Origin of the sequence: Mucilaginibacter sediminis (assembly GCF_051903035.1) — a bacterium.
Lineage (GTDB): Bacteria > Bacteroidota > Bacteroidia > Sphingobacteriales > Sphingobacteriaceae > Mucilaginibacter.
On sequence record NZ_CP170602.1, the window covers coordinates 3,650,959 to 3,676,887 of the forward strand.

The following is a 25,929-nucleotide window of genomic DNA, read 5'->3' on the forward strand; positions in this document are numbered from 1 at the left end:
ATACAATTTAGGGTGAATAGTGATGTGCAGATATGCAGATTTCAGATGTGCAGATTTCAATTGTGCAGATGATGTTAGATGGAAATGTGCCGATAACACAAATATGTAATATAAAAACAAATACATTTGTGTAAAACACATTTGTTTTAATTTATGTCGACTGAAACAGAAGAACGTCCAAGAGTATATTTAGATAGTGTTCACCTTAAGGGGTTTAAATCCATTGAGGATTTGACTATTGACTTTAAGAAAGGGTTAAATATCTTGATTGGGAAAAATGGTGCGGGAAAATCTAATTTTTCAGAATTCATCTATTTGACTATCAACCATAAAATTTATTTCAACGGTCAATATAAATATGCCAAACTTAATTTTGAATCTAATGATGGGCATTTATTTTCACTCGAATTAGAAAGAGAGTTACCTGTATCCTCTAGAAAAGAGGGGCTTAATAAAATTGCTCTTTCTGAAAAATTCAGCATTGATGACATTCTTGTGTACGATGATTCGGAAAACAGAGAAACAATTAAAAGATTTGAATTTAATAATAGAAAAATTAGATATACATCAATAGCAACAGGCCTATTCCACTCATTAGGTTATCAACACATATCTTCGTCCTATCTTAGATATAATTTACCATCAGATTTAGGTAGTATAGAATCACAAGGAACAATAAGCGCTCATATTGATGACGGATATATTTTTTGGACTTTCCCCGAAAGTCTAAGTTTTCTTAATGGAATATTTTGGTCTTTGGATCGACATTACAATGACGGCGATATAGTTTTAACCAACTTGACTGAAATTTCTTCGGAAGATATTCTTACTCATTTAAAGTTACAAGAAGATATTCTTGACAATTTAAGACGTTTCAGCACCATAGAAGACGTAAGATTTAATAACAACATAAATTTATATCATGAAGAAAAATTACTAACGATAGAGAACGTTAAAATTGATTTTCAAATTAATGGTAACTGGTTACCTTGGTCCCAATTATCAGATGGAACCCGACGTTTATTTTACATAATCTCCGAATTAACTTATGCAGATGGATTGGCATTAGTAGAAGAACCCGAATTAGGCATCCACCCCCACCAGTTCACTTTACTAATGGATTTTCTGAAAGAACAATCAGAAGACAAACAAATTATCATTTCAACCCACTCGCCCAAAGCATTAGATCATTTAAGCCCGGATGAATTAGATCATATCCTTATTGCTTACTATGATTTAGACAAAGGCACTCAAATAAGACACCTATCCGACAAAGAAATTAAGAAAGCACAGAAGTATATGAAAGAGGTTGGCTTTTTTAGTGATTACTGGATGCTATCAGATTTGGAATAATGATAAGAGTTGGCTTGGTAGGCGAAGATCCAAACGATACTTCATCAATAAAAAATCTTTTAGAAAAACGATACAAAGACAAAGTTCAATTTCGTCAGTTAGCAAAAAGAGTTCAAGGATATCAATTAGACAATCCGAAGATTAAAAGAAGCTTGCCTATCGAATTCGAAGATCAGGAGTGCCGGTTCATTATCTATGTCCGGGATTTAGATGCCTTTAAATCGCAAAAAGACAAACTGCAAGCTAAAACGCAATGGTTTAAAGACTTAGATGCGTTGGTTAATAACGAGGGAATATTGCTCTTGAATATTTGGGAACTGGAGGCATTGATATTTGGTGATATAACCGCTTTCAATAAGCTTTATACCACAAAGCATAAAGTTACCCATGACCCCATGCTAATAAAAGAGCCAAAAGAGGTGCTTAAAAAACTCACTTTTAAATCAAATAAACAATTTAAAGAATCCCATTGTCCGGAGATTTTCAAACATTTGAATATAAATGAAGTTGAAAAGAACTGTAGTTGCTTTAAAGAGTTTATAGCTGAATTTGAAGCAAAACTAAATTGATCTTCGCCCACATCTGCACATTTGAAATCTGAAATCTGCACATCTAACCATCTGCACATCCGCAGCTACATCATCTCCGAATCTGCCAGACTGACAAACCCGTTATCGGTAATAATGAGATGATCAAATATCTTGATATCCAGCATTAAGCCAGCTGCCGACAATTTTTTGGTAAGCATAATATCTTCATGACTGGGCTTAAGGTTACCCGATGGGTGGTTGTGTACCAATATAATACCACTGGCCTGGTATTGCAGGGCCGCGTGGAAAATTATTTTAGGATCGCACACTGTAGAGGCTAACCCACCTTTACTAATCAGTTCCTTACCCAACACCTTCTGCGAACGGCCTAATAAAATTATCCAGAATTCTTCGTGGTTTAAATCCATCAAATGGCGGCGCATAATATTGTAGCCATCTCTGCTGGAGTTGATATAATCGGGCGCCTGGCTTTCGGTATCGTTGCGGCGGCGGCCAATTTCAAGGGCGGCGATGATGGAAATAGCCTTGGCCTCGCCTATCCCTTTAAACTTAGAAAGTTCTGATATAGAAGCTTTTCCAAGCTTATTCAAATCATTTTCGTAATGGTGCAGGATGCGTTTACTAAGTTCGACAGCCGTTTCGTTGCGGCTGCCCGAGCCAATAAGGATGGCAATCAGTTCGGCATCGGTAAGCGCCCGCCTGCCCTGGCCGCTCAGTTTTTCGCGCGGACGGTCGGCCTCGGCCCATGACTTTATGCCGATTTTGTTTTCGTAGTTTTCCACGGCATTAAAGTATGAAAAAGCATGGAAACTAAAAAAGGATCATACCGCTGGTATGATCCTTTTTTTATATCGTTAAAAGCTAAGATTTAGCTTAAGCCGTTTACAAATTTAGTAAGCTTCGATTTATTGTTTGAAGCTTTGTTTTTGTGAATAACATTCTTTTTAGCTAAACGATCAAGCATAGAAATCACTTTACCTAACAATGCAGCTGCATCAGCTTTAGTAGTAGTGTTTCTTAATTTTTTAATAGCGTTCCTGGTTGTTTTTGCCTGGTACCTGTTGCGCAGACGCTTCGCAGCGTTTGACCTGATTCTTTTTAAAGATGATTTATGATTTGCCATCGTATAGCTTGTTATTCTTTTTTCTACTTATTTTAAGGACTGCAAATATAGGGCGATAATTTGATTATTGCAAATGCTATTTTAAAAAAGTTTATTGGTTGATTAGGTTAGATTTGGTTGATTAAGTTGGGGTTAGATGGCAAGTTAGTTGATTGGTTGATTGGGTTAGATTAGGTTGATTAAGTTGGGGTTATGGCAAATTAGTTGATTGGTTGATTGGGTTAGATTAGGTTAGGGTTAGATGGCAAATTAGTTGATTAGTTGATTGGGTTAGATTAGGTTGATTAAGTTGGGGTTAGATGGCAAATTAGTTGATTGGTTGATTGGGTTAGATTAGGTTGATTAAGTTGGGGTTAGATGGCAAAGTTTTTAAAACATTTCGTACCAATGGCATATTGTTTAGTGTATACAAATCATGGTAATAACTCAAACGAATCAACTTAATCCAACTCAATCAAATTAATCCAACTTAATCCAACCCAATCCAACTTAATCAACTTAATCAACCCATGACCGAAAACAACAGCACAACCAGGTTCAGCAACCGGGTAAACGATTATGTAAAGTACCGGCCTCACTATCCCAAAACAATTGTGGAATTTTTGGAAGACGATTACCAACTATCCACCGGCAAACTCATCGCCGATATTGGCGCTGGTACCGGCATATCCACCGCCCTGTTCCTGGATGCCGGATACAAAGTGATCGCCATTGAACCTAACCAGGAGATGCGCGAAAAATCGGTTGAACTGCTGGGCAACTACCCAGGCTTTAAGGCCATGAATGGCACCGCCGAAAATACGGGACTGGAAACCGGCAGCATCGACTTTATGATAGCCGGCCAGGCCTTCCATTGGTTCGACCGGGAAAAATCAAGGGCAGAGTTTAAACGCGTACTAAAGCTTGGCGGAATTGTGGCACTGATATGGAACGAACGAAAAACAAGTTCGGACTTTGAGATTGAATATGACCAACTCATCGTTGCCCACGGTAACGATTATGTGAAAGTTGATCACCGGAATATCAATAATGAACAGATTGGAGCCTTTTTTGCGCCCGAAACTTTCCGGCTCAAAGTATTTGCAAACAAACAGGTTTTTGATTTGGAAGGATTAACGGGACGCCTGCTGTCGTCATCATATATGCCTACCCGCGAAGAGGCCGGGTATGAGGCTATGATAAATGACCTGGAAATACTTTTCGCCCGGTATCAGCAGGATGGTTTTATTACCATTAATTATGACACTAAGGTTTATGTGGGGAAGTTGTAATTATTTATCGAAATTATAGCTGATCGTTTTCCCGGATTTCAATTGTTCGATAGATTCCCCCAGGCGTTCCCTGTTTGCTGATGTTGATAGTAGGTGATCTGTTTCGCTTAAAGCGTTACTTTTTCTAAAAATCGAGATAATCAATTTTATTTTTTTCAGCAGATAGCTTGATAACAACTTCATGTTTATTTCTATAAAAGGCAATTTAGCTAAAAAACTAAAATCCACCCAAAAAAACCAAAACTTAAACCCATATTTACCCTCATGAAGCGGGCCATCGTTTTAAGCTTATCGGGTATCGGGTTAATATTACTGTGCTCCTCCTGGGGTTTCTTCGCGCATTACCGCATCAACAAACTGGCCGTTTATACGCTACCTAAGGGCATGATTGGGTTTTACAAGGCCAATATCGATTACCTTGTAGAACACGCTGTAAGCGCCGATAAACGCCGCTACGTAGACTCCACCGAAGCCCCCCGCCATTTTTTTGATGCCGACTATTATGGTAAAAAACCATGGGCCGCCATGCCGCAAAAATGGAAAGATGCCGCCGCAAAATATACCGCCGATACGTTAAATAAGTACGGCACCGTTCCCTGGACCATTCAATACCAGTACTATAAACTGGTAAGGGCATTTAAGGCTCACGACACATTGGCCATCCTGAATACTTCGGCCAACCTTGGGCATTACATTGCCGATGCCCATGTACCCTTGCACCTTACCATCAATTACAACGGGCAGTTTACCAACCAAACCGGCATCCACGCGTTATGGGAAAGCCGCATCCCCGAGCTTTTTGCCGATAAGTACAATTTAAAAGCCGGCAAGGCCCGCTATATAGAAAACCCGTTAGCCGAGGCCTTTCGGATTTGCAGGGCATCATTTAAAAGCGCAGATACAGTTTTGCGTTTCGAAAGGATGTTAAACAAAAGCTATCCTCCCGGTAGAAAATACAGCATGGTATTGCATGGCAAAAAAGAGATTAAAGACTACTCGGAAGCCTACAGCCTTGCCTATCAAAAAGCGTTGAAAGGCATGATCGAGCGGCAAATGCGGGCATCCATATTATCGGTAGGCAGCTTTTGGTATTCGGCCTGGGTGGATGCGGGGCAGCCGTAGCCCCCGGCCCCCTGAAGGGGGAGTTAAAATACATATGGGCTCATATCCACAATATCGCAATGGTTTTGTAGTTTTAATGTTCAACAAATCAATTCCATGAAAAAAATAATTCCTGCTATAATTTTTATTACATCTTTCGTTTGCCAGGTATCGGCACAAAACTGCAGTCCATTCATTAGCAATGTAAATGGCAAAAAATTCACATACGTTAACCAGGGCGGCGATAGCAAACCCATGGGATCGATGGTGTGCAATACCAATAAAAAGGATGCCGCCACCGTAAACGCCCGGATAGAACTTTTTGATAAAACCGGCAAATCAATGGGTTCCGGAAATTCTGAAATTATATGTACCGGCCAGGCTATAAAAATTGACATGAAAACATTTATCCCGGCGGCTTCATTAAGGCAATTAGGCAACATGGAAATGACCGGCGATACTAAATACCTGAGCTACCCCATAAACCTAAAAGCCGGGCAAAAGCTTGACGACGGAGCCCTTAACATTAACGTTGGCAGCAACGGCACGCAAATGGGGCAGGTACAATTGAATATAAACAACCGCAAGGTTGAAAAGCAGGAGAAGGTAACCACCAAAGCCGGCAGTTTTGATTGTTTTAAAATAACCAATGATATCATTTTCAGGATTAGCATGATGGGGGCATCCATCCCTTTTCAAATCAAAGTTATCGAATGGTTTGCGCCAAAGCTGGGCCGTTTTGCCAAATCAGAAACCTATGGCAAAGATGGTAAACTGGTGGCAACAACCTTGCTCGATTCGGTGAATTAAATTCGGGTTATTAATCATCCCCGTGGGTGGTAAGATCCACGGATTCTGAAGGGAAACGGCAACGATTTAACCCCCAATGTCATGCTTGTTTCGGCACCCACATGCTAAGTATGTTTCATGCGGGTCACCTGTCCTGTGGGATGCCTTAAAAGTATCGTATTACCCGGCTGTATTCTTAGTCGTTTTAGCCTTTATAGCTGCATAAATGGGAGGCACAATAGATACTAGGATAATTACCATTACCACAATGGTAAAATTTTCTTTAATCACCGGGATATTACCAAAAAAGAAGCCTATCATTAAAAAACTAAGCACCCAGGCAGCCCCGCCTACAATATTATATAGGCTATAACGCAAAAATGGCATATGGCCAACGCCTGCTACAAACGGCGCCACTGTGCGGATAATGGGCAAAAAGCGACTGAATATTACCGCTTTACCGCCATGTTTATCAAAAAAAGCTTTGGTTTTAAGATAATAATCAAGCTTCAGAATCTTATTTTGTTCTTTAAACACCTTGGGGCCAAGGTAACTGCCCAACAGGTAGTTTACCGTATTGCCGGCAAACGCCGCAATTACCAGTATAATGGCCAGCAAGTAAATATCAAGGCCCGATTTGCCGCCGGCTATAAGGGCGCCTGCCGCAAACAGCAGCGAATCGCCGGGCAAAAATGGGGTAACAACAAAACCGGTTTCAGCAAAAATAATGGCAAACAGGATCAGGTATGTCCAACCCTGGTAGGCGCTGGTTATTTGTACCAGGTGCTTATCTATATGCAATATAAAATCGATGATGCTTTTTATTACTTCCACTTTTTTAAATTTTGCCCAAAAATAGGAATATAAACATAAAAGCCCCATTGCAATTGCTTTTAAACTTTTGCTGGTGACGCAAATGGTTGTTATAGGGTAACAGGGTAAATTTATTTCGCGCAAAGAGAATTAGCAGAATGGTATTGAATAAATACGTTGGCCGACTCCTTCGGCTTCACAGCAAAGCTGAAAATGAAACCATGTTGCTGCACAAATTAAACACTCGCGGCAGCGATTGGCAGATGAAGGTACTTTAACAAAAAACTCCTCAACTGTATCAGCAGCATCTGTTTGTGCGTAATTATCAATATGAAAACAAAACTTACCCTTATCAAAATTTTCAGCCTTTTAACTGCTATTTTAGCATTTACTTTTTCTGCCTGTGAAAAGGATGCAAGTGGGACTATTAATATTACCGGAAAATGGGCTATCCTGCAATTCCAGGGAATTCAACAATATGAATTTAAAAATGGCAACCAGTTTCAATACGATATTATAGCCACAGATTCGGTTACCAAAAAAATAATAGGATACCGCTTTAGAAGCACAGGGAAATATAGCATCAAAAATGATTCGTTAATCATGTTCGACCAGGTAAATTATTCAAACTCCAAAAACAGTTACGGCCCGGTAACCGAACTTACCCCCGTTGATGGCCCCAAAACCGCTGCTTACGGCCTGTCGCTCAACGGGCCTAAAAATAAACTTTCACTTTACTTTACCTGCCCGTTTAATGCCAGTTGCGTTGCTTCACCCATGGTTTTTGATAAGCAGTAGAAAAATTGAACGCCGTAGGGCTTTAACGTTCAGATGAAATCGAACTCCCGAACTCCCGCGAGGTTAGCGTAGCGTAACTCGTGGGAGTTCGGGTTGAAGCCTTTGGCTTCACAGTTCAGTTGAAAGCTGAAACCAGTTTAGCCACAGATTAAAACCCGCGGCAATTGGAACGGTGCGTTTTTAAGTTGATCTTTTTTGTCTGAACCTTAATTTTTAGGATTAAAGGATAGCCACGATTTTATTTATTTTGAAGCCGTCTTGATTCTTGCCTCTATTTTTCCAAAGTCTTGCTACTTGATACTTACTACTTGCTACTAAAAAGGGCGTTGCCTTCGGCCCACGCTTTCCGCTTATACTGCACGGGCCTTAGGCGCTTGGCCGGTATCCGCTGCAATCGTTAACGCGGGGGGGGGGGAGCATAAACTGACTAAAAGACACATATAATGAGCTCACTATTAAAATGTAAGATCGATTAGAATATAAATTATATTTACTTTTCAATTAGCTAAGTTTAGATGGAAGAGAGTCCCCAAGTATGGTTTATGGTCAAAGATGCCGTTGAAAATCTAAATGGCGAGTTGACGTATGATATCATCAAGCAACACATCAACGAAAAATGGGAGAATGTAAATCAAAAAACTATTACGGCGCAAATAATTGTAGCTACGGTTAACCATAAATCCCGAACTCATTATAATGAAAACAAGGTTGAGCGGTTTACGAATTCTGGATCTCACTTTGATTTGTTATATTATTTAGGTCGAGGCAAAGTCATTAAATACAACCCCTTAGAACATGGTGTGTGGCAAATCTATAGGAACTCCGTTGGCAAATTCGAGTCCAAATTTAAAGGAATTAATTATTATCTTTTTGCTTGGAACCCAGATAATTGGAGTTTTGATGAATTAGATGAAAAGATTAAAGAACTCAAAGCAACAGGAAAATCAACTGTACTTTGGAGTATACAAAGTTTTAAGAAAGTAAAAGTCGGTGATAGAGCGTTCATAGTCCAAATAGGGACAAAAGTCAAAGGTATTTTTGCATCTGGATTTGTAGTATCTGAACCTGCTTTATTAGCCCATTGGCGTGAAGATGGTACTTTAGTTAATAGAGTCAGAATAGAATTGGATACCTTAATAAATCCCAAAATTGACAGCATTCTTGATATAGCAGATTTTGAGGACAGCATTTTAGGAAATCAACATTGGACCCCTCAATCATCCGGTATTCAAATAAAAAATGAGGTCACAGTTGAACTTGAAAAAAGGTGGTTTAATTTTTTAAATAATAACGACCTGTTTATAAAGACTCCGAAGGCTGAACAGTTAATAATTGAGGGTTCTCCTTATTATGTTATTCAAACAGTTTACGAAAGGAACAACTATGCAAGGGCTTTATGCTTGCAGCACCATGGGTACACGTGCTTTGTTTGCGGATTTAATTTTGAAAAAACTTACGGATCTATAGGGCGAGGGTTTATTCATGTACACCATTTAAATCAACTATCGGAAATTGGTATTGAACACAAAATAAATCCTATCGTTGATCTATGCCCTGTTTGCCCAAACTGCCATGCCATGTTGCATAAAAGAAACCCTGCATATAAAATAGAGGAATTAAAAAAACTAATGGGGCAAAATTAGCCTTTGAGTTAGCAACGAATTGACATAATATCTTCAAAGATACGCAAGTCACCTGCCCAAGACGATTGCAATTGAAGGCGGGCGAATATCGGAAACTATAAATATTGGGAGACAATTTCTTAACGAAATTTGAATATCTTTAAAATATCATAAATAGATAAGAATGGAATACAACGACATTGATAATGAGATTGTTGAGTCAAACAAGGAGATCGTCGATAATATAACTTTAATTCTCTCGGAGAATATCAAAACGTTCTCAAGAGACTGGACTGTAGAAACCATTTATAATCAAATTAAACAGGGTAATATTGAGCTAAATCCTAAGTTCCAAAGAAGAAACGCTTGGAATGATGAAAAAAGGAGTAGATTAATAGAATCACTCATTCTCAAATTACCCGTCCCGGAAATTGTATTGGCTGAAAGCCATACAGAAAAAAATAAGTTTATAGTCTTAGATGGAAAACAACGACTATTGACCATTGCTGGTTTTATAGAGCATGAGACATATAAGTATTGGGTAAAACCAATCTTAAAAGACTTAAAATTAAAGCCTAAACTTAATAACATGAGTATTGAGCTATTATCTCAAGATATAAATCAAGAATCATACAGGGCATTCCAAAATTCTGATATTAGATGTACAGTTGTTTTTAATCAAACATCTGATGATATTCTTTACGAGATATTTTACAGATTGAACTCGGGAGCTGTTCCATTATCCATGCAAGAGTTGAGACAATCACTAAGAAAGGGTAAATTTTCTGATTTCTTAATGGAATCTACCGAAGAAATAGGCCCACTGCATAAAGTTCTGGGGATTGATCAGCCTGACAAAAGATTACTAGATGCAGAAATACTACTAAAGTTTGTGTCAAATCGGATACGGCTGAATGACTATAACGGCAACTTAAAAAAGTTCCTTGATGATACATTGTTAACTTTAAATAACGATTGGGATAAATACAATAAGATTGTGATAAATCTATATTTAGACCTGAATAAGGGAATTACACTACTTGAATCTATAGTTGGTATCAATTCGGTTGGCGCATATTATTCTGAAAAAAGATTTAATCGAAATCTTTTTGACGTTCAGCTTTACTACTTTTCCCAACTTGAAGAAAAGGATTTAAACAAAGATAATATTTCTAAATATTTAAGTGGTTTTGAAAAGCTATCCGATAGGGATTCTCCTTTCAGAAAGTCTATGGTTTCATCTACTAATACCAAAAAGAGCCTCGCAATAAGATTTAACTTGTTTAGAGTATTAATAAATGAGTCTTTCAATAAACATTTTGAAAATATGTTGCCAGTCGAAAATGAATGATTACTCCAATTTAAAAAATTATTGCCATCGACTTTATGTTGGATTTTTAAAACAGCACATTAAGGCGACGACTTTACTACCATCTAAAGAAGAAGAGGATTGTGTAAAAGCGTTTTGCGTTTTAACTCACGCAGCGATTGAGGAGTATTTTGAAAAAGTAGCGATTAAGACTATAAGCAGCTCTTATAAAAAGTATAAGACCCAGAAATTTATTAATACTATACCTGCGAATCAAAATGAATTGGATAAAATAAACCAATCGTTATCTCAGTTAATTAAAACACTTATCTTAAGTAGTGCTTATAGTATCTATTCCAATAATAATTCTGACACCTTAAAAAACCACAAATCCAAACTTGAACTAGCATCGGATTTACACAAAGCAGGAAAACCTCTAACGTTACAAAATATTTCAGAACTGACAAAGAAAACAGATACTTACACAAAAGAAATTTTAAAAGAAACAAACAAATTCTTTGAACATTATGTGACAAATAATCATGGAGCGTCATTAAAATATCTTTTGAAGTTACTTATACCAGTAGGGATTGATATACCAGATAACCTTTCATTGTTAAATTCCTTGCAAAAACTCGCTGAATACCGTGGAATATATGCTCATACGAAAGGAGACTTAACAGTAATAATAAGTGCGTCTGATATCGCAGTTTATATTATTGATGCTTTGCAACTTTGCAAAGTTATCGAAGATGGAATTTCTAAGTTTTATGATTTTACGTCTAATTAAAAAGTCCATCGCCCCCCTTAGCGTACGTCTTGTCCAAAGGGCAGAGCCAGGAGGACTTGTGATCGTTTCTTTACGAAATATCTTCCCCCTTCCCGTCAGCAGAACAGCTTCGGGCGAAAACGGGCAAAACAATGCGGGGCCGTACGGCTGCAAGGCATAGGGAGTTTTTGCAGGTGCGTGGGGCAAAAGCGGGCCGGGGCAAAATAATTCCAGCCCAGGTTTTGCCCGTTTTGCAGGGCAAAGGCCCCGAGCGCAAAAAGCATTTCTGCTGACTTGATTTTTGGTTACTTTGTATCAAGACAAAGTAACAGCCCTCCCGCGGCGAATGAGCGGGCCGATGCTGTCGGTTTCTACGAAATAATATCGATTCCTAAATAGTTCGCCCTGCATAGTTACGAGATTGCCACGCTGCGCTCGCAATGACAAAGTTTCATGTGGAACCAAATAGTTGCGCAAAGGACATGCGAGGATAATTTATGGTTCTCGTTTCCCAAAACATTACTTATCCCAGTCAGCAGAACGGTTTCAGTCTTTGTCTGAACCAGAATTACTTGCAGAATTAAGGAATTAGCAGAATTTTAGCAGCGTATCTTTCATTGCAATAAGCCCACGTTTTCCCGGGCTGTCAGCAGAACAGCTTCGGGCGAAAACGGGCAAAACAATGCCGGGCTGTGCGGCGGCGGGGCATAGGAAGTTTTTGCAGGTGTGTGGGGCAAAGCGGCATTGCAGCAGCCCTAAGTTTCATATCGGGGCAATACGAAAAACGATAAAATCATGGTTAACACATGTTAACCATGATTTTATCATAATACATTGATTATAAATTATTTAAGTAAAATAAATCGTAATTGTGTTAACCTTTGTTAACCATGTTTGCTTACAAGTTCAGCTGAAAGCTGAAACCATGTTTTACCACGAGTTTAAACTCGCGGCAGCGGCGGCGCGGCGGCGGCGGCGGCGGCAAGTTTCATTTTCTGTCATCCTGAGCGATAGCGAAGGATCTATTGTACGCCATGCATAACCACCAGCAAAGTTCGCGAATAGATGCTTCGTACCTCAGCATGACAGTGGGCAGACGATAGTTTTCCTCCCCTTATTCCAACCCATACTCCTTCAACTTCCTATACAACGTAGCCACCCCAATATTCAACAAATTGGCAGCCTCGGCCCGATTGCCATGGGTGTGGTTGAGTACCCGCTGAATATGGAGTTTCTCAACGGATGAAAGATCAAATGCCGAGATAGGTGCCCCTGCTTTTACCTGTTGCTGCTGAATTTCGTAAGGCAGCAGGCTCTCGTCCAAAATATTGTTATCGGTGAGTATTACGGCGCGTTCAATTACGTTTTTAAACTCGCGGATGTTGCCAGGCCAGTTATAGGCTTCCAGTTTGCTTACAAACTCGTCGCTAAGTTGGTTTACCTGCTTTTTAACTTTCAGGGCAAAGTATTGCATAAAATATTCGCCCAGCAATTTGATATCTTTCTTACGCTCGCGCAATGGCGGAAGCGTGATCTGGAAAACGGATAAACGGTAAAACAAATCCGACCGGAAATGGCCGTCGTTAATTTCGGTTTGCAGGTTGCGGTTGGTGGCCGCCAGTATGCGCACATTAACCTGGGTAGGTTTGGTATCGCCAATTTTTAAAAACTGTTGTGATTCCAGCACCCGGAGCAATTTGGCTTGCAGGTCGTGGTCAAGCTCGCCAATTTCATCTAAAAATATGGTGCCGCCCGATGCTTCCTCAAACAATCCTTTTTTATCCTTAACAGCCCCGGTAAATGAGCCGGCTTTATGGCCAAACAGTTCGCTCTCCAGTAACTCTTTGGTAAAGGCGCTGCAGTTTACCGCCACAAACGATTTGGTATTACGGTTACTGGCCTGGTGAATGGCCTCGGCAAAAATCTCTTTCCCGGTACCGGTTTCGCCCAATAGTAAAACAGTGGTATCGGTTAAGGCTACTTTTTGAGCCAGCTTAATAACATCGCTAATGGCTGTTGATCTGCCTATCAGCCTGTCGAACCCAAATTTATCGTTCAGCTTACTTTGCAGTTCCAGTACCTTTTGCTGCAGCAGGGCCTTATCCATGGCCTTACTCACCAGCGGGATTATCTTTTCGTTATCATCGCCCTTGGTAATATAATCAAAAGCGCCCGCCTTAATGGCCTTTACGCCATCGTTGATGGTACCATAGGCGGTAAGTACAATAACCTCGGTAGATGGGTATGCTTTTTTAATGGTATCGGTAAGCGTAATACCATCGGTATCGGGCAGCTTAACATCGCTCAAAACAACCTGGATATTCTCCTGCTGTAATTTACGCAGCCCTTCTTTGCCTGTACCTGCGGTAATTACCTCATGGCCTTCCAGTTGCAAAATGCGGGCCATCAGGTTACGCAGGCGTTCCTCATCGTCAATAATTAATAGCTTACCTTTTTGCATCGGGGCAAATATGGGAATTTTTGGTGAATGGTTGATTAGGTTGGATTAAGTTGATTGAGTTGGATTGGGCTTAAACCTTGCGTGTGCGGTGGGGCTTTTTTTCCAAACCGGCTGTAAAACACAAAAGCCGACCTTACGGCCAGCCTTTGCACCCGATAAAGCTATCTCAATCAGGGATATACCCTTATCTCGCAAATCTTATCGTCCTGTTTTTCGTTTACAAACACCGCTATCGTCCAGCGTTCTTTGCAGGCGCGGGATACCAGTTCGCCAACAGATTTTTCGGTGCATTTAAATAAATGCGGTTTGGTACAGCATTTATCCAGTGCAAAACCCTCCAGGTCGCCAAAGCAATTGTAAACAACTTCGCTTACCTTGCCGCGGTACTCCACCAGTTTTTCGTGGACAGCTATTTTGGTTGGCACACCATCCAGCGATGGTTTAACAGATACCGAATTGCCGCCAAAACCATCAACGCGCATGGCAACATCCCTAACGTATCTTTCCAGCACGGGGTACCAGCGGTTTTGTTGCGGCATGTTTTCCAGCCTCCATTTTAAAATGGCCAGCGTATTTTCTTCGGGGCCAAGCAGGGCTTTATCGGTACCTACCGGTATTTTAACCTGGAAGGTGCCGGTAATATATCGCCAGTTGCGCATGGGCTTGCCCCTGCCGCCAACGTTAATGGCCCCGTGGCTCTCTTTGAGTACGGTAACAACATTGATTTGCTCGGGCTTGCGCGAAGTTACACGGCGCACCTTGATGTTAAATTCCTGGCCAACTGTTATCCCTTGCGGCAAATCGAGCGTAAACAGCCCGGCAAAGTTTTTGCCCGTACCAACCGGGATTGGGATGTAGGTAACACCCTTGGTAACCTGGCATTTAATGGTGTTGGCATCGGCGGCGGCTAATAAATGAGTGCTGTACAGCGTTGATGCCAGCTGCAGCACATCGGCACTGTTAATTTGCGGCCAGTAAAGGCTGGCTACGCTGCCATGCGGCGTATTGCCCCAGTCAATCATCAGTTCGTCGGGGTAATCAAGCAGTAAGCCGGGTGTGGTAGCAACGGCCTCGCTTGCGCGCATGTCAAAAGCCTGCGGGATACGATGTGTTTCGGGATAGCTTGGGTTGCCCGATGAAGTGATCTGCAAATTGCGCTGTGCCAGTTTATCTGAATTTTCGGGGCTCATGGTTACCCCGCCTGAGTTGATGATAGGCGCATCGTCATAAGCAATCTCGGCTACAATACAGTGGTGTGTTCCGGGGAACTTGGCCTGGTTGCCGGCATCGTATACATCCAGGTAGCAGCCAAAATAGGCCCAGGTTTTGTTGTGCCCGGCCGGGATAACTATATTGCGGATATTAGCGTTGGCTACCGACGAATCGTAATCATGTGTACCGGCGGCATCCGTAGCAAAAAAGGGAATAGTTTTAACGGCCTGGCCCGATGGGTCTGTTATACCATCGCCCGACGCTAACGGGAATATGGGCTTGCCGTTGTCGGCCCCGCTGCTTCCTAATGTACTTTTGTAGGTGGTTGCAGGCTGAAAATCGGTATCAAATGAGGGGGCTACAAAAAGCCGGAAAAACACCCTTACGTTATCGGCAGAGGCTAATGCGGCATCCTGTAAGCGTACCCGGGCAATGGCAAAATTGTAATTTTTTTGCGACGCCCCATCCAAAGGTGTAACCGACGAATCGCCGGTTTCGTAACCCGACTGGCCCGGCAGGGCATTCAAAGGATCAGCCGCACCCGGATTGGTAAAGGATGTGTTTGAATTTAAAAATCCCAAAAAGTTTTGAATGGAGGTGTACGGATCACTGGTAAATGCCGGCGCGCCCGAAACCGGGCTATGGCCCGCGCTTACCGAAAACACCCGCAGGTCCTGGCTCAGGTAAAACACATCGTGGGTATTTGAAGGATCGAGGTTAGTGAAATATGGATCGGCGCCCGATACCAGCTCAAATAAAGTGATGGCGCTTAACGTATTCCCCTCAATAGTTATAGTGGCATTCAACTGCTCAAATATGGGGGCCGAGCCTACAGCAGGGAACATACTTGTTGATGTGAATGTTACATCAAAAGGGTACCTGATGCGCTGTGGGGTATACAAATCCGCAGGGTCCTCATACTCCACATTAGCCGGGTTTGGCGTAATAGTAACACCGGCAAGGCTATTAAATGCTCCCGACAGGGCCGGATGAAGGGCCGATGGCTGATCTTTGGTAACCTGGTCTTTGGTAAAACCTTCCAGCACCAGCCAAAATGCATCGGTAAATTTACCGCCGGCTGTCGAAATTACGTCGGCTACTTCGTCTTTACCATAGGTGCTTTTATCGGTTACAAAATACATGCCTTGCGTTACACCCCGGTAATACAAATAAACTTCGCCCGCGGGGCTATCGTTGCTTACAATTACGCATTGCTGGCCGTTATCCGTTACGCTGTTATCGGCCAGCCAATTGATGTTAGCTTCCACATCGGTTACCGGCGAATTGGATGTTCTTAGCTTTATTTCGATATCGTAAAAGGCTGTCAAATCGGTATCCGGATAATCAGAAAATGCCGAAAATCCGTAACATTCAAGGGTTTCATTGGCCCATTTCAGCTCGTCGATACCGGTAACTGTTAAGTCGGCAGTCGGATTGCCAATAAATGACGACTGGTAATCACATGTACCGCCCGATTGCCCTGTTAAAGTCATCACTCCCTGCAATTCATCGCCGGGGTTAACATTCACCAATGAGCCATGTAAAGCAAGGCCGCCCTGCCCATCAACATACCAATTGGTAATTGCCCAGTTGCTGCCGCCGCCGGCCGGCGAATTGCCCCATTGTAAAACGGGCTGTAAGATAAACGGCCCCGAATTGGTTTGCTGGATGCCGTTAAAAAGATAAACAAGCTGCCCGTTATCTGTAGCAGGCGCCGGCGGAACAACCCATTTTGAGCTGAAGTAGCTTATCGGGTTGCCGGTAGTATTAGTCCATTCGGAATTTATTATCCAGCCATCGGTTATAGGGCCTGGCGTGGCGCCACCACCTAACTTATTTAAAGGCTTTGCCCTAACTACCCGGCTTTCTGATTGTTTATTATGTTTAGGTATTTCGCCAAAATCTTTAACCACTTTGGCAGTGGCCGTGTGGATCATTTTTAACCGGCCGCCTTCGCTGCTAACATGATGCCCCGGTTCAATATAATGAACCATTGATTTTGGACGTGGCCCGCCCGGCGTAATAACCATTTCTTCATCGCCGGCATTTTGTTGTACACCTGTTTTGCCGGCGTTTGTGTGGATCTTTCCCATAAGATAGATAATTTGGTGCCTACTCTAATTCCCTTTTCGGCTCACGGGTGCTACTCTGTTTAATGATGTATTACAGGTACAATTAACATCAAGGGATTTTTGCTTACTCCTGGATTATTTACGGGGTAAAATTAGGAGGCAATACAAAGCGCGAAAAGAGGGGCACTACCTAAGTACACAGGTAGTAATACTAATTATTAGTTAAGTATAATTACGTAAAGGAATTTTTATTATCAAAAAGAAAATAAAAAGGAATAGCCAGCAAAGCAGGAAACTATCCCGATAAAGCACAACAAGCCAGGGCAGCCTGTTTAAAACATATTAAAAACCACTCAGCTCATCAACCATTCACATGAAACCCAATTACCAATATCGTGCCCTGCGTGTGGCGCGCATTAACTGGCGGTGCCTGCGCGCATCATAATAATCGCTGGTGACCAGTATGGAGTGAATTACGCCGGGGATCCAGAAAAACAGGGTTAAAAATATATTGAGTATAAATGCGCCAATGCGGCCGGTTGTTAAAATGGCCAGCGGCGGAAATAAAAAACACAGAAAGTATCTCATGGCCGGTTAATTTTTAAGTTGATATCCTTTTGACTCAGCCGGGCCGCAATTGTTACTAAAATTAATCTTTCAAATTCAGGGGCAATTGCTCGCCAAAAAACAAGGCTTTCAGTTCGGTTGCGTCGTTGGCCTGCATTTTGCCACCCAGTATTAACCGCAGCTGGCGGCGGCGAAGTGCGCCTTCGTACAAAGCTATTTCTTCGTCAGTTTCGGGCAATGATGCCGGCACCTGGGTTTTTTGTCCGTCGTTATCTAAGGCTACAAAAGTATAATAGGCCTCGTTGCTTTTAACTTTGGTCCCCGATGGAATATTTTGAGCCCAAACATCCATTCTCACCTCAACTGATGTGGTAAAAGCGCGGGTTACCCTGGCTTCAATACTAATTACATCGCCCAGTTTAACCGGCGCCTGGAACGAAACATTATCAACCGAGGCCGTAACCACAATACGGTTACAATGTTTTTGTGCCGATATGGCCGCCGCAATATCCATCCAGTGCAGCAGGCGCCCACCCATCAGGTTGTTTAATGTATTGGTATCATTGGGCAATACCAGTTCATTCATGATGGTATATGATTCTTTGGGCGATTTTCCTGTCATGGTGCAAATATAGGGAGAAGAGCCAAGAGTTAAGAATCAAGAGTTAAAGTGCGGTTGAAATTGAGCGCAAAGGCAGGGATGGGTTTCGCCGCACAACAGATTACAAGGCGACCTGACCGCCTGATTTAACCCCTACCTCCCCTTTGCAAGTGAGGAATCGTGCTATTCCCTTGCTCTTTTTAATATTTTAAAATCCAACAATTGCAGGTGTACCAGGGTGTTTCACCCCGTACCAGGGTGTTTCAGGGCGTACCAGGGTGTTTCAGGGTGTACCAGGGCGTCTCAGGGCGTACCAGGGTGTTTCATTCCGTACCGGTACACACAGTTTCCCGGTTAAAAATTAAACCCTTACCTTTAACCCAATGATCTTCGATTTTCGGTTAAAGGTATTTTATACGGTTGCGCAGCGGCTTAGCTTTACCAAAGCGGCTAACGAGCTGTTTATTACCCAGCCTGCCGTTACCAAGCATATTAAGGAGCTGGAGCAGCAGCTTAATGTGCAGCTGTTTAAGCGCAACGGAAACAACATTGTGCTTACTACGGCCGGCAAAGTATTGGTGCACTACGCAGATAAGATTTTTCAAACTTATAGTGCTCTTGAAACCGAACTGGCGCAGCTCAACAACATCGAGGCGGGAACCCTGCACATCGGGGCCAGCACTACGGTAGCCCAAACCATTTTGCCCAAAATATTGGCGCTGTTCAAGAAAACTTACCCCGAGATCACCTTCAACTTCATACAGGCCAATACCGACCAGGTTTCGCAAATGATTATGGACGAGAAGCTGGACATTGCCATCATCGAAGGCTCGTCCCACTCACCCCAGCTGGCCTATTCGCCATTTGCCAAGGATGAGATAGTGTTGGTAACCAGGGCAAACAATAAGTTATCAAAAAAGGCCGAAATAAGCCCGAAGCAGTTATTGGATATTCCCCTTGTTTTGCGCGAGGCCGGATCGGGTACCCTGGATGTAATCTACGACGCACTGGCAAGTGTACAAATCAGCCCCAAAGATCTGAACATTGAGATTCAGCTGGAGAGCAGCATCGCCATAAAACAATACCTTTTATACTCAGATACAGCTACTTTCCTGTCCATCCAATCGGTAGTAAGCGAGTTGAAGTATAATGAGCTAAGCATTATCGATATTAAGGGGCTCGATATTTTCCGCACCTTCCAGTTCATCCAGCTGCATGGAAAAAACAGTAAACTGATTGAACTTTTTAAACGTTTCTGCCTGGCCAATTATAACTTAAAGTAATCGGATATTACTTTATATCATTTGTTTGCCACCCGCTTTACAGCCACATTTGAGTGCTGAATTAAAGAGCAGGTTATGGAACATATTGATACTGATATTTGCATTATTGGCGCAGGGCCGGTTGGTTTATTTGCGGTTTTTGAGGCTGGCCTGTTAAAAATGCGCTGCCACCTGATTGATGTACTACCCCAGGTTGGCGGCCAGCTTTCCGAAATTTATCCGCACAAACCTATATACGATATCCCCGGCTACCCCGAAGTTACCGCGCAGGAATTGGTAGACAGGTTGATGGAGCAGATAGCGCCCTTCCATCCCACCTTTAGCCTGGGCGAACGGGTTGAAACTGTTAACCGGAACCACGACGGCTCATACACTATCCAAACCAACGATAACACCACCGTACACTGCCAGGTAGTAGTAATAGCCGGCGGCCTGGGCTGCTTTGAACCCCGCAAACCGGAGATTGATCGCCTGCTTGATTTTGAAGGCAAAGGCGTGGCCTACATGGTAAAAAATCCGGAGCTGTTCCGCAATAAAAAAATCGTTTTAGCAGGCGGTGGCGATTCTGCGCTGGATTGGGCGATATTCCTTTCTAACGTGGCCGAGCGTGTCACCCTGGTGCATAGAGGTGATACCTTCCGCGGTGTGCCCGACTCTGCCGAAAAGGTTTTTGAACTGGCCCGCGAAGGCAAAATTGATCTCATCCTGAAATCAAACGTAGTAGCCTTAACCGGCGAAGGCCATTTGGAGGAAGTAACCCTGCTCGACAGGAACAACGAGGTAAGCCATATAGCTGCCGATCACCTGATCCCGCTGTTTGGCTTGAGCCCCAAACTGGGCCCGATTGCCAACTGGGGCTTAAACATTAGCTTCTCGGCCATTGAGGTGAACACCAGGGATTACAGCACCAACGTGGAGCGAATTTATGCCATCGGCGACATCAATACCTATCCCGGTAAACTAAAACTGATCCTTTGCGGTTTCCACGAAGCCGCGCTGATGGCCCAAAGCGCCTTCAAGTACGTTTACCCCGAGCAAAAACTGAGTTTTAAATACACCACCGTTTACGGCGTAACCGAATTTTAACCATGATCAACTTAATTATTGAAGACCGCCAGGGCGACCGCCAGCCTGTTGAAATCCCCGAAGGCATCAACCTGAGCCTGATGGAGGTTTTAAAAGCATCCGAATACGATGTGCTGGCCACCTGCGGCGGCATGGCCCTTTGCGCCACCTGCCACGTACAGGTACTTGAAGGTCCCGAACAATATTTTCATGCCACAGATATTGAACTTGATATGCTGGATACCCTGCCCAACGCCGACGAACACAGCCGCCTGGCCTGCCAGATGCGGATTACCGAAGAGATGGATGGACTGGTGGTGAGATTAAAGTAGCAAGTAGTTAGTATCAAGTAGCAAGACCGGAAAAACTCGCATTATTAATACATTCTAATACAAACCTTATCTATGGATATAATTAAGGTGATTCAGGAAACCGCAACGTGGATAGAAAAAGTCAATAATAACTTTAATACCAACCTGTTTCGTTCAGAGGAATTATCGCTACATTACTATTATTATGAAATTCCGGAGTCTGGAAAGCTTTCGGCTATTGACCGGATTATTTCAACACGGTCGGCCTTGTTATCTGAATCGGGGATAAACTTAATTCCCGTTTCTGAATTGCACCATTATGGCCGGATTATGATATTTGATCCGGATTCAACAGTCGTAGATGGCGCACCTGAAGCCGAAAGCGCATGTTATGTTGATATAGGAGACACCCCGCCATGGGATACCTGACTGGCACTTGGAGAACAATTGAACCAGATAAATTTTTATAAACCCGGTCATGATATTAACGCTGCCTTTTTAATAGCCTGGGTGCCTAAATCACATTACTTTTATGCCAATGGTGCGCTGGAAGTTGCTTGTATGGATAACTTCGCATGGCCTTCAAACGAGTTTATACGTAGCAGATATGATTCAATAAAGGAATTATTTAGCAAGCCCGTGATTAAAGAGCCGGATTCGGAGCCTTTTTATTCTGATAAAACAAGCAGAATACTTAATGTTGTGCAGGAAGAATTAGAGCACAACTCCAAATTGTATTATAGTGCCGTTAACGACCTATATGAGGGTAAAAAATCATTTTGGAGTAAGTTGGCTATATGGAAAGCGAGGAAATGAACTTGTACTTTTGTCTCCTGGCGGAGCCCCACCCAAACCCTCCCCGGAAGGGAGGGCCCCAGAAAATCAAAAAGTCTCCCCTACCGGGGGAGGTTTAGAGGGGCGCTGAAGGGGTTTCTTTTATAAAAGAGCCAAACCGCCATCCCCAGCCCTATCATCACCATAACCATACTAAACGGAAAAATATACATCAACCCGAACTGGCTGGCCACAAAGCCCACCAACGGGCCGGTTAAGCCTAACGACATATCGATAAACAGGCTGTAGCCGCTAAGTGCCGCACCTTTATTAGATGCAGGAACCAGTTTAACCGCCTCGACACCAAGGGCCGGGAATACCAGCGAAAAACCAAGCCCCGTAATACCAGCACCTATTACAGCCAGGTATGGCACAGGGGCCAACCACAGCACCAGTAAACCAATCACTTCTACCGAAAGGCAAACAAGGCTGGTTTTCATACCGCCATATTTGTTGATGGCTTTTGAAAAAACCAAACGCCCCAAAATAAACATACCGCTAAAGGCCGACAGGCACAATACCGCGCCCTGCCATTTAAGGGCCATGTAATATAGTGTTATAAAGGTTGATATGGTACCAAACCCCAGGCCGCCAAGCCCCATAGCGATACCATATGGCGATACTTTTTTTAATACCTGTAAAAACCCCTGGCGGGGCGCTTTGCTGCTGCCTTGCAGCGCCGTTTTGTTTTTGGCATATAAAAAGCCGCCAAAGGCAAGCATTGCAATCAGCAAACTTATAGCACCTAAACCAAAGCTATTACTAATGATTACTCCAAGTGGCGCACCAACAGCAATACCTCCATAACTGGCTATGCCGTTAAATGATATAGCTTTAGCCGTATGTTCGTCGCTGGTGGCAAATATGGCCCAGTTTATGGGGCTCGATCCTACAAAGCCTTCGCCAATGCCGGTTACCAGGCGGGTAATTATCAGCATACCCAGGCTTATCAGCGGCATATCGCGCAGCAGCCAGGCAAAAAGCAGCATTATGCCGCTTGCGGTAAAAGCAGCCATGCCCATGGTAACCGCAGGCTTCGGCCCCCGCTTATCTACCATATTACCGGCAAACATGCGGCACAAAAAAGTAGTGATATATTGCAGGCTGATTACTATGCCCGCCACCACAGCGCTAAACCCTAATTTTTGATGAATAAAGACCGGAAGCACGGCCAGCGATAACCCGATGGAAACGTAGGCAATAAAAGTGAATGCTACAAAGCCTATAATAGTTAAGCTAACCTTTGATGATGTAGTATCCGCGCTAATTTCTGCCTCCATGCGTATTTGATATTGTTAACGGCGCAAATTTAAGGATATGAGGGCCATCAGGCTAATTTAGTTGGTGTGTTTTTTACACTTTACATTGATATAACATTTTCAGGTCAAGTTCTAAGTCATAAGCACTTAGTCGTAAGTCCTAAGTTTGAATTGTCATTTTTGACTTAAAACTCAAGACTTTCGACTAAATACTTGTCCCTGCATCCTTTAAAACTTAATACTCAGGCTTAACGTTCCGCGTGTTGGGTTTTGCGGCGCCAACCGGAACGACCAGTATTTTTCGTTGGTAAGGTTATCCAGCTTAAATCCTACGCGGTATTTAGGCTTATCGTAAAATACGGTGGCATCAATGGTAGTATATGATGGGATAACAAATTTAAATGTTTGTGTATTGGTTTGGTACGATTGGCTACCGTAGTTGCCGCCCACCCCGGCGCCCAGGCCTTGCAGCCCGCCGCTTCCAATACGATAACTCATCCACAGGTTTGCCAAACGTGCAGGGCCGGCATTGGCCGGGCGTAAACCCTGCAAGCCTGTGCCCGCAGCGGCGTTTGTTATTTTGCTATCATTATAGGCAAAACCTGCAACAATATTAAAGCCCTTAAACGGATTGGCAATCAACTCCGCTTCGATACCTTTGCTTAGCTGTGTGCCTGCCTGGGTCGAAAAGCCGGCGTGCGCGGGGTCGTCCATGGTTGTATTGGTTACCGAAATATCGTAATAACTCACCGTCGAGCTAATTTTATGATCCCAGGCGTCAACCTTTACGCCGCCTTCCCATTGGTTGGCATATTGCGGCTTAAATGGGGTATTATCAAAACTGGTGGCACTTACGTTGTTAAACCCGTTCATATAGTTACCAAATAACGATACCTGCCCTTTAACCAGTTCGTAAACCATACCCAATTTTGGCGACCAGGCCGTTTGCTTAAAATTCCCTGTTCTTTTGCCATCAGCCGGGGTATAAGCGCCTTTGTTATCAAACCTGTCAATACGGATGCTGGCCATGGCGTTTAGCCTATCGGTAATATTAAATACATCCGATACATAGGCCGCGTATGAGCTTTGGTTATTCTGAACGTAATCGCTGGCTTTAGGCGTAGCTGCCGCAACCAGTGCCGAAAGTTTATCGGCAGTAAAATTATTGTACGCCGCTCCGGGGTCAAGGTAGCTTATAGCAGGCATGGTTACGGTAACATTGGCATTATTGCTTTTTTGGTTATAATACTCTACCCCGGCCACAATACGGTTACGGAACTGACCGATTTTGAAATCGCCTATAAAATTTTGTTGAACATTGGTAATGTAGTACGGGTAATCTTCTTTGGTAGCCTGCTGTTTAATCTTTTTTACGCTATCAACCAGGGTTAACAGGGTAACAAACCCCTTGGTGCTCGAGTAGGTTTTGTTAAACATCGTTTGCGATTTCCAGTTATCCGATATCTTGTATTTTATCAGCCCGTAAACGTCAATTTGCCTGCTCAGGTAGTCGACATTGTTATTGGCGAAGGATCGTTTGTAATCAATCCCCAGGTCTTTAACATTATATATTTTCCCCTTGGTATCAGGTGCCAGGCGATAGGCCGATGTAGCATTTGAATTGCCTATTTCTAAATTTAAATCAACCGATAAACGATCGTTTACGATATAGGTAACGCTGGGGGCCACAAAAAAGCTGCGGTTAAAACCGGCATCCTGAAAGCTATGCTCGTTATGCAAAGCGGTGTTAATCCTAAACAATACGGTTTTATCTGTATTTAAGGGCAGGTTAACATCGGCGGTAAGCCTGTTAAGGTCAAAGCTACCGGTTTGGTAGGTAATTTCGGTGCGGGCGGTTTCAAAGGGTTGTTTGGTAACCCGGTTAAACAAACCGCCAAACGATGCCAGGCTACTGTTAAACAAGGTACCGGTGGGGCCTTTAATGGCCTCTATCTTTTCAATATCTGCCGGATCGATACTGTTAAAGTTATAACCGGCAACACTATTACGGATAAAATTGCCGGTTACAAAACCGCGCGACAGCAAGGTTGTACGCCCGTTGTTATATACCAGCGGAACGCCGGTACCCGGGATATTTTTGAATCCATCTACATAGCTGGTTACCACCTGCTCTTTCATCAGTTCGCTGGTAACTACGCTGTAAACCTGCGGGTTCTCAAGATTTTTGAGAGGCAGGCGGGCAACATCTTCGGTTTCTTTTTTCAAAAACTTGTTATGCTTGGCGCTTTGTATGTAAACTTCCTGCAATTGCTTGCCGCCTTCGCTTAATACAAAGTTTATAGTAGTGGTCTCGCCAGCGGTTACGGCTACCTGCCGTGTTTGGGTTTGCAGACCAATAAAACTGGCTACCAATGTGTAGTTGCCTGGTTTAATGCTTTTAATCAGATAATGACCACTTTGCGTGGTAACCGCCCCCTGGCTGGTTTCGGTAATGGTAATATTTACATATTCGGCGGCTTTACCGTCGGCTGTTTTTACTGTTCCTTTTATAGCTCCGTTTGATGCAACCTGGGCAGATGCCTGGCAAGAGACAATAAGGAGCACAAATAAAGAGGCGAGTTTTATACCATTGAATACTTTTAATAAAACGGGGCGGTATTTAACGAATGTTGAGGGGCAAGTAGCGGTAAAATGCATAGTTTTACTTAAATAATAAATTTTAACAGGTTTGTTATTTGCCCGGTATGAAGTTTGGCGACCAAGTGCCGGGCTATTTTTTTGCAAAGTTATTTTTATTTAGATTA

General features: G+C 42.9%; 24 protein-coding genes. 14 read left to right on the plus strand and 10 right to left on the minus strand.

The window, feature by feature from the left end; all coding sequences use genetic code 11:
• Nucleotides 1-153 precede the first annotated feature (153 nt).
• On the plus strand, nt 154-1,353 hold the full coding sequence (locus ACFGVS_RS14885) for an AAA family ATPase (RefSeq protein ID WP_439699189.1): 1,200 nt from the start codon (nt 154-156) through the stop codon (nt 1,351-1,353).
• Nucleotides 1,353-1,922 carry a DUF4276 family protein gene (locus tag ACFGVS_RS14890; protein ID WP_439699190.1) on the plus strand — a complete coding sequence of 190 codons (570 nt, stop codon included), beginning with the start codon at nt 1,353-1,355 and terminating at the stop codon, nt 1,920-1,922. The genes ACFGVS_RS14885 and ACFGVS_RS14890 overlap by 1 nt, the downstream gene beginning before the upstream one ends.
• A gap of 65 nt (nt 1,923-1,987) precedes the next feature.
• Here the strand turns inward: ACFGVS_RS14890 and radC are convergent, their stop codons facing one another.
• Together radC and rpsT are read right to left on the minus strand one after the other, a co-directional pair.
• Nucleotides 1,988-2,686: a RadC family protein gene (radC, locus tag ACFGVS_RS14895; RefSeq protein WP_439699191.1), complete on the minus strand. Its 699-nt coding sequence runs from the start codon at nt 2,684-2,686 to the stop codon at nt 1,988-1,990.
• An 86-nt stretch (nt 2,687-2,772) separates the two neighbouring features.
• Nucleotides 2,773-3,027 (minus strand): 30S ribosomal protein S20, encoded by a 255-nt coding sequence (gene rpsT / locus ACFGVS_RS14900; protein WP_090642860.1) that lies wholly within the window; start codon nt 3,025-3,027, stop codon nt 2,773-2,775.
• A gap of 509 nt (nt 3,028-3,536) precedes the next feature.
• On the opposite strand from rpsT, the gene ACFGVS_RS14905 reads away from it, so the two are divergent.
• The 3 genes from ACFGVS_RS14905 to ACFGVS_RS14915 all read left to right on the plus strand — a co-directional run bounded on the left by ACFGVS_RS14905 (nt 3,537) and on the right by ACFGVS_RS14915 (nt 6,209).
• Nucleotides 3,537-4,298, plus strand: coding sequence for a class I SAM-dependent methyltransferase (locus ACFGVS_RS14905; protein ID WP_439699192.1), 762 nt, complete (start codon nt 3,537-3,539; stop codon nt 4,296-4,298).
• A 264-nt stretch (nt 4,299-4,562) separates the two neighbouring features.
• Entirely contained in the window at nt 4,563-5,420 is an 858-nt protein-coding gene (locus tag ACFGVS_RS14910; protein ID WP_439699193.1) for a zinc dependent phospholipase C family protein, read from the plus strand.
• A 96-nt stretch (nt 5,421-5,516) separates the two neighbouring features.
• Nucleotides 5,517-6,209, plus strand: coding sequence for a TapB family protein (locus ACFGVS_RS14915; RefSeq protein ID WP_439699194.1), 693 nt, complete (start codon nt 5,517-5,519; stop codon nt 6,207-6,209).
• A 159-nt stretch (nt 6,210-6,368) separates the two neighbouring features.
• On the opposite strand, the gene ACFGVS_RS14920 is transcribed toward ACFGVS_RS14915, so the two are convergent.
• Nucleotides 6,369-7,022, minus strand: coding sequence for a DedA family protein (locus ACFGVS_RS14920; protein ID WP_439699195.1), 654 nt, complete (start codon nt 7,020-7,022; stop codon nt 6,369-6,371).
• A 309-nt stretch (nt 7,023-7,331) separates the two neighbouring features.
• Here ACFGVS_RS14920 and ACFGVS_RS14925 point away from each other — a divergent pair, with 309 nt between their 5' ends.
• The 4 genes from ACFGVS_RS14925 (at nt 7,332) to ACFGVS_RS14940 (ending at nt 11,520) form a co-directional block, all read left to right on the plus strand.
• A complete protein-coding gene (locus ACFGVS_RS14925) occupies nt 7,332-7,799 on the plus strand; it encodes a hypothetical protein (RefSeq protein WP_439699196.1) in 468 nt (155 codons plus the stop codon).
• Nucleotides 7,800-8,314: 515 nt separating this feature from the next.
• Nucleotides 8,315-9,442 (plus strand): HNH endonuclease, encoded by a 1,128-nt coding sequence (locus ACFGVS_RS14930; RefSeq protein WP_439699197.1) that lies wholly within the window; start codon nt 8,315-8,317, stop codon nt 9,440-9,442.
• Nucleotides 9,443-9,605: 163 nt separating this feature from the next.
• Nucleotides 9,606-10,772 carry a DUF262 domain-containing protein gene (locus ACFGVS_RS14935; protein WP_439699198.1) on the plus strand — a complete coding sequence of 389 codons (1,167 nt, stop codon included), beginning with the start codon at nt 9,606-9,608 and terminating at the stop codon, nt 10,770-10,772.
• A complete protein-coding gene (locus tag ACFGVS_RS14940) occupies nt 10,765-11,520 on the plus strand; it encodes a HEPN domain-containing protein (RefSeq protein WP_439699199.1) in 756 nt (251 codons plus the stop codon). Before ACFGVS_RS14935 ends, ACFGVS_RS14940 begins: the two co-directional genes overlap by 8 nt.
• A gap of 95 nt (nt 11,521-11,615) precedes the next feature.
• Here ACFGVS_RS14940 and ACFGVS_RS14945 read toward each other — a convergent pair whose 3' ends face one another.
• The 5 genes from ACFGVS_RS14945 to ACFGVS_RS14965 form a co-directional block, all read right to left on the minus strand.
• On the minus strand, nt 11,616-11,783 hold the full coding sequence (locus tag ACFGVS_RS14945; protein WP_439699200.1) for a hypothetical protein: 168 nt from the start codon (nt 11,781-11,783) through the stop codon (nt 11,616-11,618).
• An 830-nt stretch (nt 11,784-12,613) separates the two neighbouring features.
• Nucleotides 12,614-13,960 carry a sigma-54-dependent transcriptional regulator gene (locus tag ACFGVS_RS14950; protein ID WP_090642824.1) on the minus strand — a complete coding sequence of 449 codons (1,347 nt, stop codon included), beginning with the start codon at nt 13,958-13,960 and terminating at the stop codon, nt 12,614-12,616.
• A 170-nt stretch (nt 13,961-14,130) separates the two neighbouring features.
• Nucleotides 14,131-17,265, minus strand: coding sequence for a hypothetical protein (locus ACFGVS_RS14955; RefSeq protein ID WP_439699201.1), 3,135 nt, complete (start codon nt 17,263-17,265; stop codon nt 14,131-14,133).
• A gap of 363 nt (nt 17,266-17,628) precedes the next feature.
• Complete coding sequence (locus tag ACFGVS_RS14960; protein ID WP_090642816.1) at nt 17,629-17,832, minus strand: YqaE/Pmp3 family membrane protein; 204 nt, start codon at nt 17,830-17,832, stop codon at nt 17,629-17,631.
• Between the two features lie 61 nt (nt 17,833-17,893).
• Entirely contained in the window at nt 17,894-18,433 is a 540-nt protein-coding gene (locus ACFGVS_RS14965; RefSeq protein WP_090642811.1) for an acyl-CoA thioesterase, read from the minus strand.
• A 362-nt stretch (nt 18,434-18,795) separates the two neighbouring features.
• Here ACFGVS_RS14965 and ACFGVS_RS14970 point away from each other — a divergent pair, with 362 nt between their 5' ends.
• From ACFGVS_RS14970 to ACFGVS_RS14990, 5 genes are all read left to right on the plus strand, one after another.
• Nucleotides 18,796-19,695, plus strand: coding sequence for a LysR substrate-binding domain-containing protein (locus tag ACFGVS_RS14970; RefSeq protein ID WP_439699202.1), 900 nt, complete (start codon nt 18,796-18,798; stop codon nt 19,693-19,695).
• 75 nt (nt 19,696-19,770) lie between these two features.
• The gene (locus ACFGVS_RS14975; RefSeq protein WP_439699203.1) at nt 19,771-20,781 is read left to right on the plus strand and encodes an NAD(P)/FAD-dependent oxidoreductase; all 1,011 of its coding nucleotides are present in this window, start codon (nt 19,771-19,773) and stop codon (nt 20,779-20,781) included.
• A gap of 2 nt (nt 20,782-20,783) precedes the next feature.
• The gene (locus ACFGVS_RS14980) at nt 20,784-21,092 is read left to right on the plus strand and encodes a 2Fe-2S iron-sulfur cluster-binding protein (protein WP_439699204.1); all 309 of its coding nucleotides are present in this window, start codon (nt 20,784-20,786) and stop codon (nt 21,090-21,092) included.
• A 72-nt stretch (nt 21,093-21,164) separates the two neighbouring features.
• Entirely contained in the window at nt 21,165-21,500 is a 336-nt protein-coding gene (locus ACFGVS_RS14985) for a hypothetical protein (RefSeq protein ID WP_439699205.1), read from the plus strand.
• 18 nt (nt 21,501-21,518) lie between these two features.
• Nucleotides 21,519-21,887, plus strand: coding sequence for a hypothetical protein (locus ACFGVS_RS14990; RefSeq protein WP_439699206.1), 369 nt, complete (start codon nt 21,519-21,521; stop codon nt 21,885-21,887).
• 80 nt (nt 21,888-21,967) lie between these two features.
• On the opposite strand, the gene ACFGVS_RS14995 is transcribed toward ACFGVS_RS14990, so the two are convergent.
• Both ACFGVS_RS14995 and ACFGVS_RS15000 read right to left on the minus strand, forming a co-directional pair.
• A complete protein-coding gene (locus ACFGVS_RS14995) occupies nt 21,968-23,185 on the minus strand; it encodes an MFS transporter (protein WP_439699207.1) in 1,218 nt (405 codons plus the stop codon).
• 207 nt (nt 23,186-23,392) lie between these two features.
• Nucleotides 23,393-25,909: a TonB-dependent receptor domain-containing protein gene (locus ACFGVS_RS15000; RefSeq protein WP_439699208.1), complete on the minus strand. Its 2,517-nt coding sequence runs from the start codon at nt 25,907-25,909 to the stop codon at nt 23,393-23,395.
• Between the last annotated feature and the right edge of the window lie 20 nt (nt 25,910-25,929).

Bases quoted from the DNA above. Each gene is read 5' to 3' on its own strand.
- ACFGVS_RS14885 (WP_439699189.1), top strand. From the start codon at position 154: ATGTCGACTGAAACAGAAGAACGTCCAAGAGTATATTTAGATAGTGTT.
- ACFGVS_RS14890 (WP_439699190.1), top strand. From the start codon at position 1,353: ATGATAAGAGTTGGCTTGGTAGGCGAAGATCCAAACGATACTTCATCA.
- rpsT (WP_090642860.1), bottom strand. From the start codon at position 3,027: ATGGCAAATCATAAATCATCTTTAAAAAGAATCAGGTCAAACGCTGCG.
- ACFGVS_RS14905 (WP_439699192.1), top strand. From the start codon at position 3,537: ATGACCGAAAACAACAGCACAACCAGGTTCAGCAACCGGGTAAACGAT.
- ACFGVS_RS14910 (WP_439699193.1), top strand. From the start codon at position 4,563: ATGAAGCGGGCCATCGTTTTAAGCTTATCGGGTATCGGGTTAATATTA.
- ACFGVS_RS14915 (WP_439699194.1), top strand. From the start codon at position 5,517: ATGAAAAAAATAATTCCTGCTATAATTTTTATTACATCTTTCGTTTGC.
- ACFGVS_RS14925 (WP_439699196.1), top strand. From the start codon at position 7,332: ATGAAAACAAAACTTACCCTTATCAAAATTTTCAGCCTTTTAACTGCT.
- ACFGVS_RS14930 (WP_439699197.1), top strand. From the start codon at position 8,315: ATGGAAGAGAGTCCCCAAGTATGGTTTATGGTCAAAGATGCCGTTGAA.
- ACFGVS_RS14935 (WP_439699198.1), top strand. From the start codon at position 9,606: ATGGAATACAACGACATTGATAATGAGATTGTTGAGTCAAACAAGGAG.
- ACFGVS_RS14940 (WP_439699199.1), top strand. From the start codon at position 10,765: ATGAATGATTACTCCAATTTAAAAAATTATTGCCATCGACTTTATGTT.
- ACFGVS_RS14945 (WP_439699200.1), bottom strand. From the start codon at position 11,783: ATGCTTTTTGCGCTCGGGGCCTTTGCCCTGCAAAACGGGCAAAACCTG.
- ACFGVS_RS14950 (WP_090642824.1), bottom strand. From the start codon at position 13,960: ATGCAAAAAGGTAAGCTATTAATTATTGACGATGAGGAACGCCTGCGT.
- ACFGVS_RS14955 (WP_439699201.1), bottom strand. From the start codon at position 17,265: ATGGGAAAGATCCACACAAACGCCGGCAAAACAGGTGTACAACAAAAT.
- ACFGVS_RS14960 (WP_090642816.1), bottom strand. From the start codon at position 17,832: ATGAGATACTTTCTGTGTTTTTTATTTCCGCCGCTGGCCATTTTAACA.
- ACFGVS_RS14965 (WP_090642811.1), bottom strand. From the start codon at position 18,433: ATGACAGGAAAATCGCCCAAAGAATCATATACCATCATGAATGAACTG.
- ACFGVS_RS14970 (WP_439699202.1), top strand. From the start codon at position 18,796: ATGATCTTCGATTTTCGGTTAAAGGTATTTTATACGGTTGCGCAGCGG.
- ACFGVS_RS14975 (WP_439699203.1), top strand. From the start codon at position 19,771: ATGGAACATATTGATACTGATATTTGCATTATTGGCGCAGGGCCGGTT.
- ACFGVS_RS14980 (WP_439699204.1), top strand. From the start codon at position 20,784: ATGATCAACTTAATTATTGAAGACCGCCAGGGCGACCGCCAGCCTGTT.
- ACFGVS_RS14985 (WP_439699205.1), top strand. From the start codon at position 21,165: ATGGATATAATTAAGGTGATTCAGGAAACCGCAACGTGGATAGAAAAA.
- ACFGVS_RS14995 (WP_439699207.1), bottom strand. From the start codon at position 23,185: ATGGAGGCAGAAATTAGCGCGGATACTACATCATCAAAGGTTAGCTTA.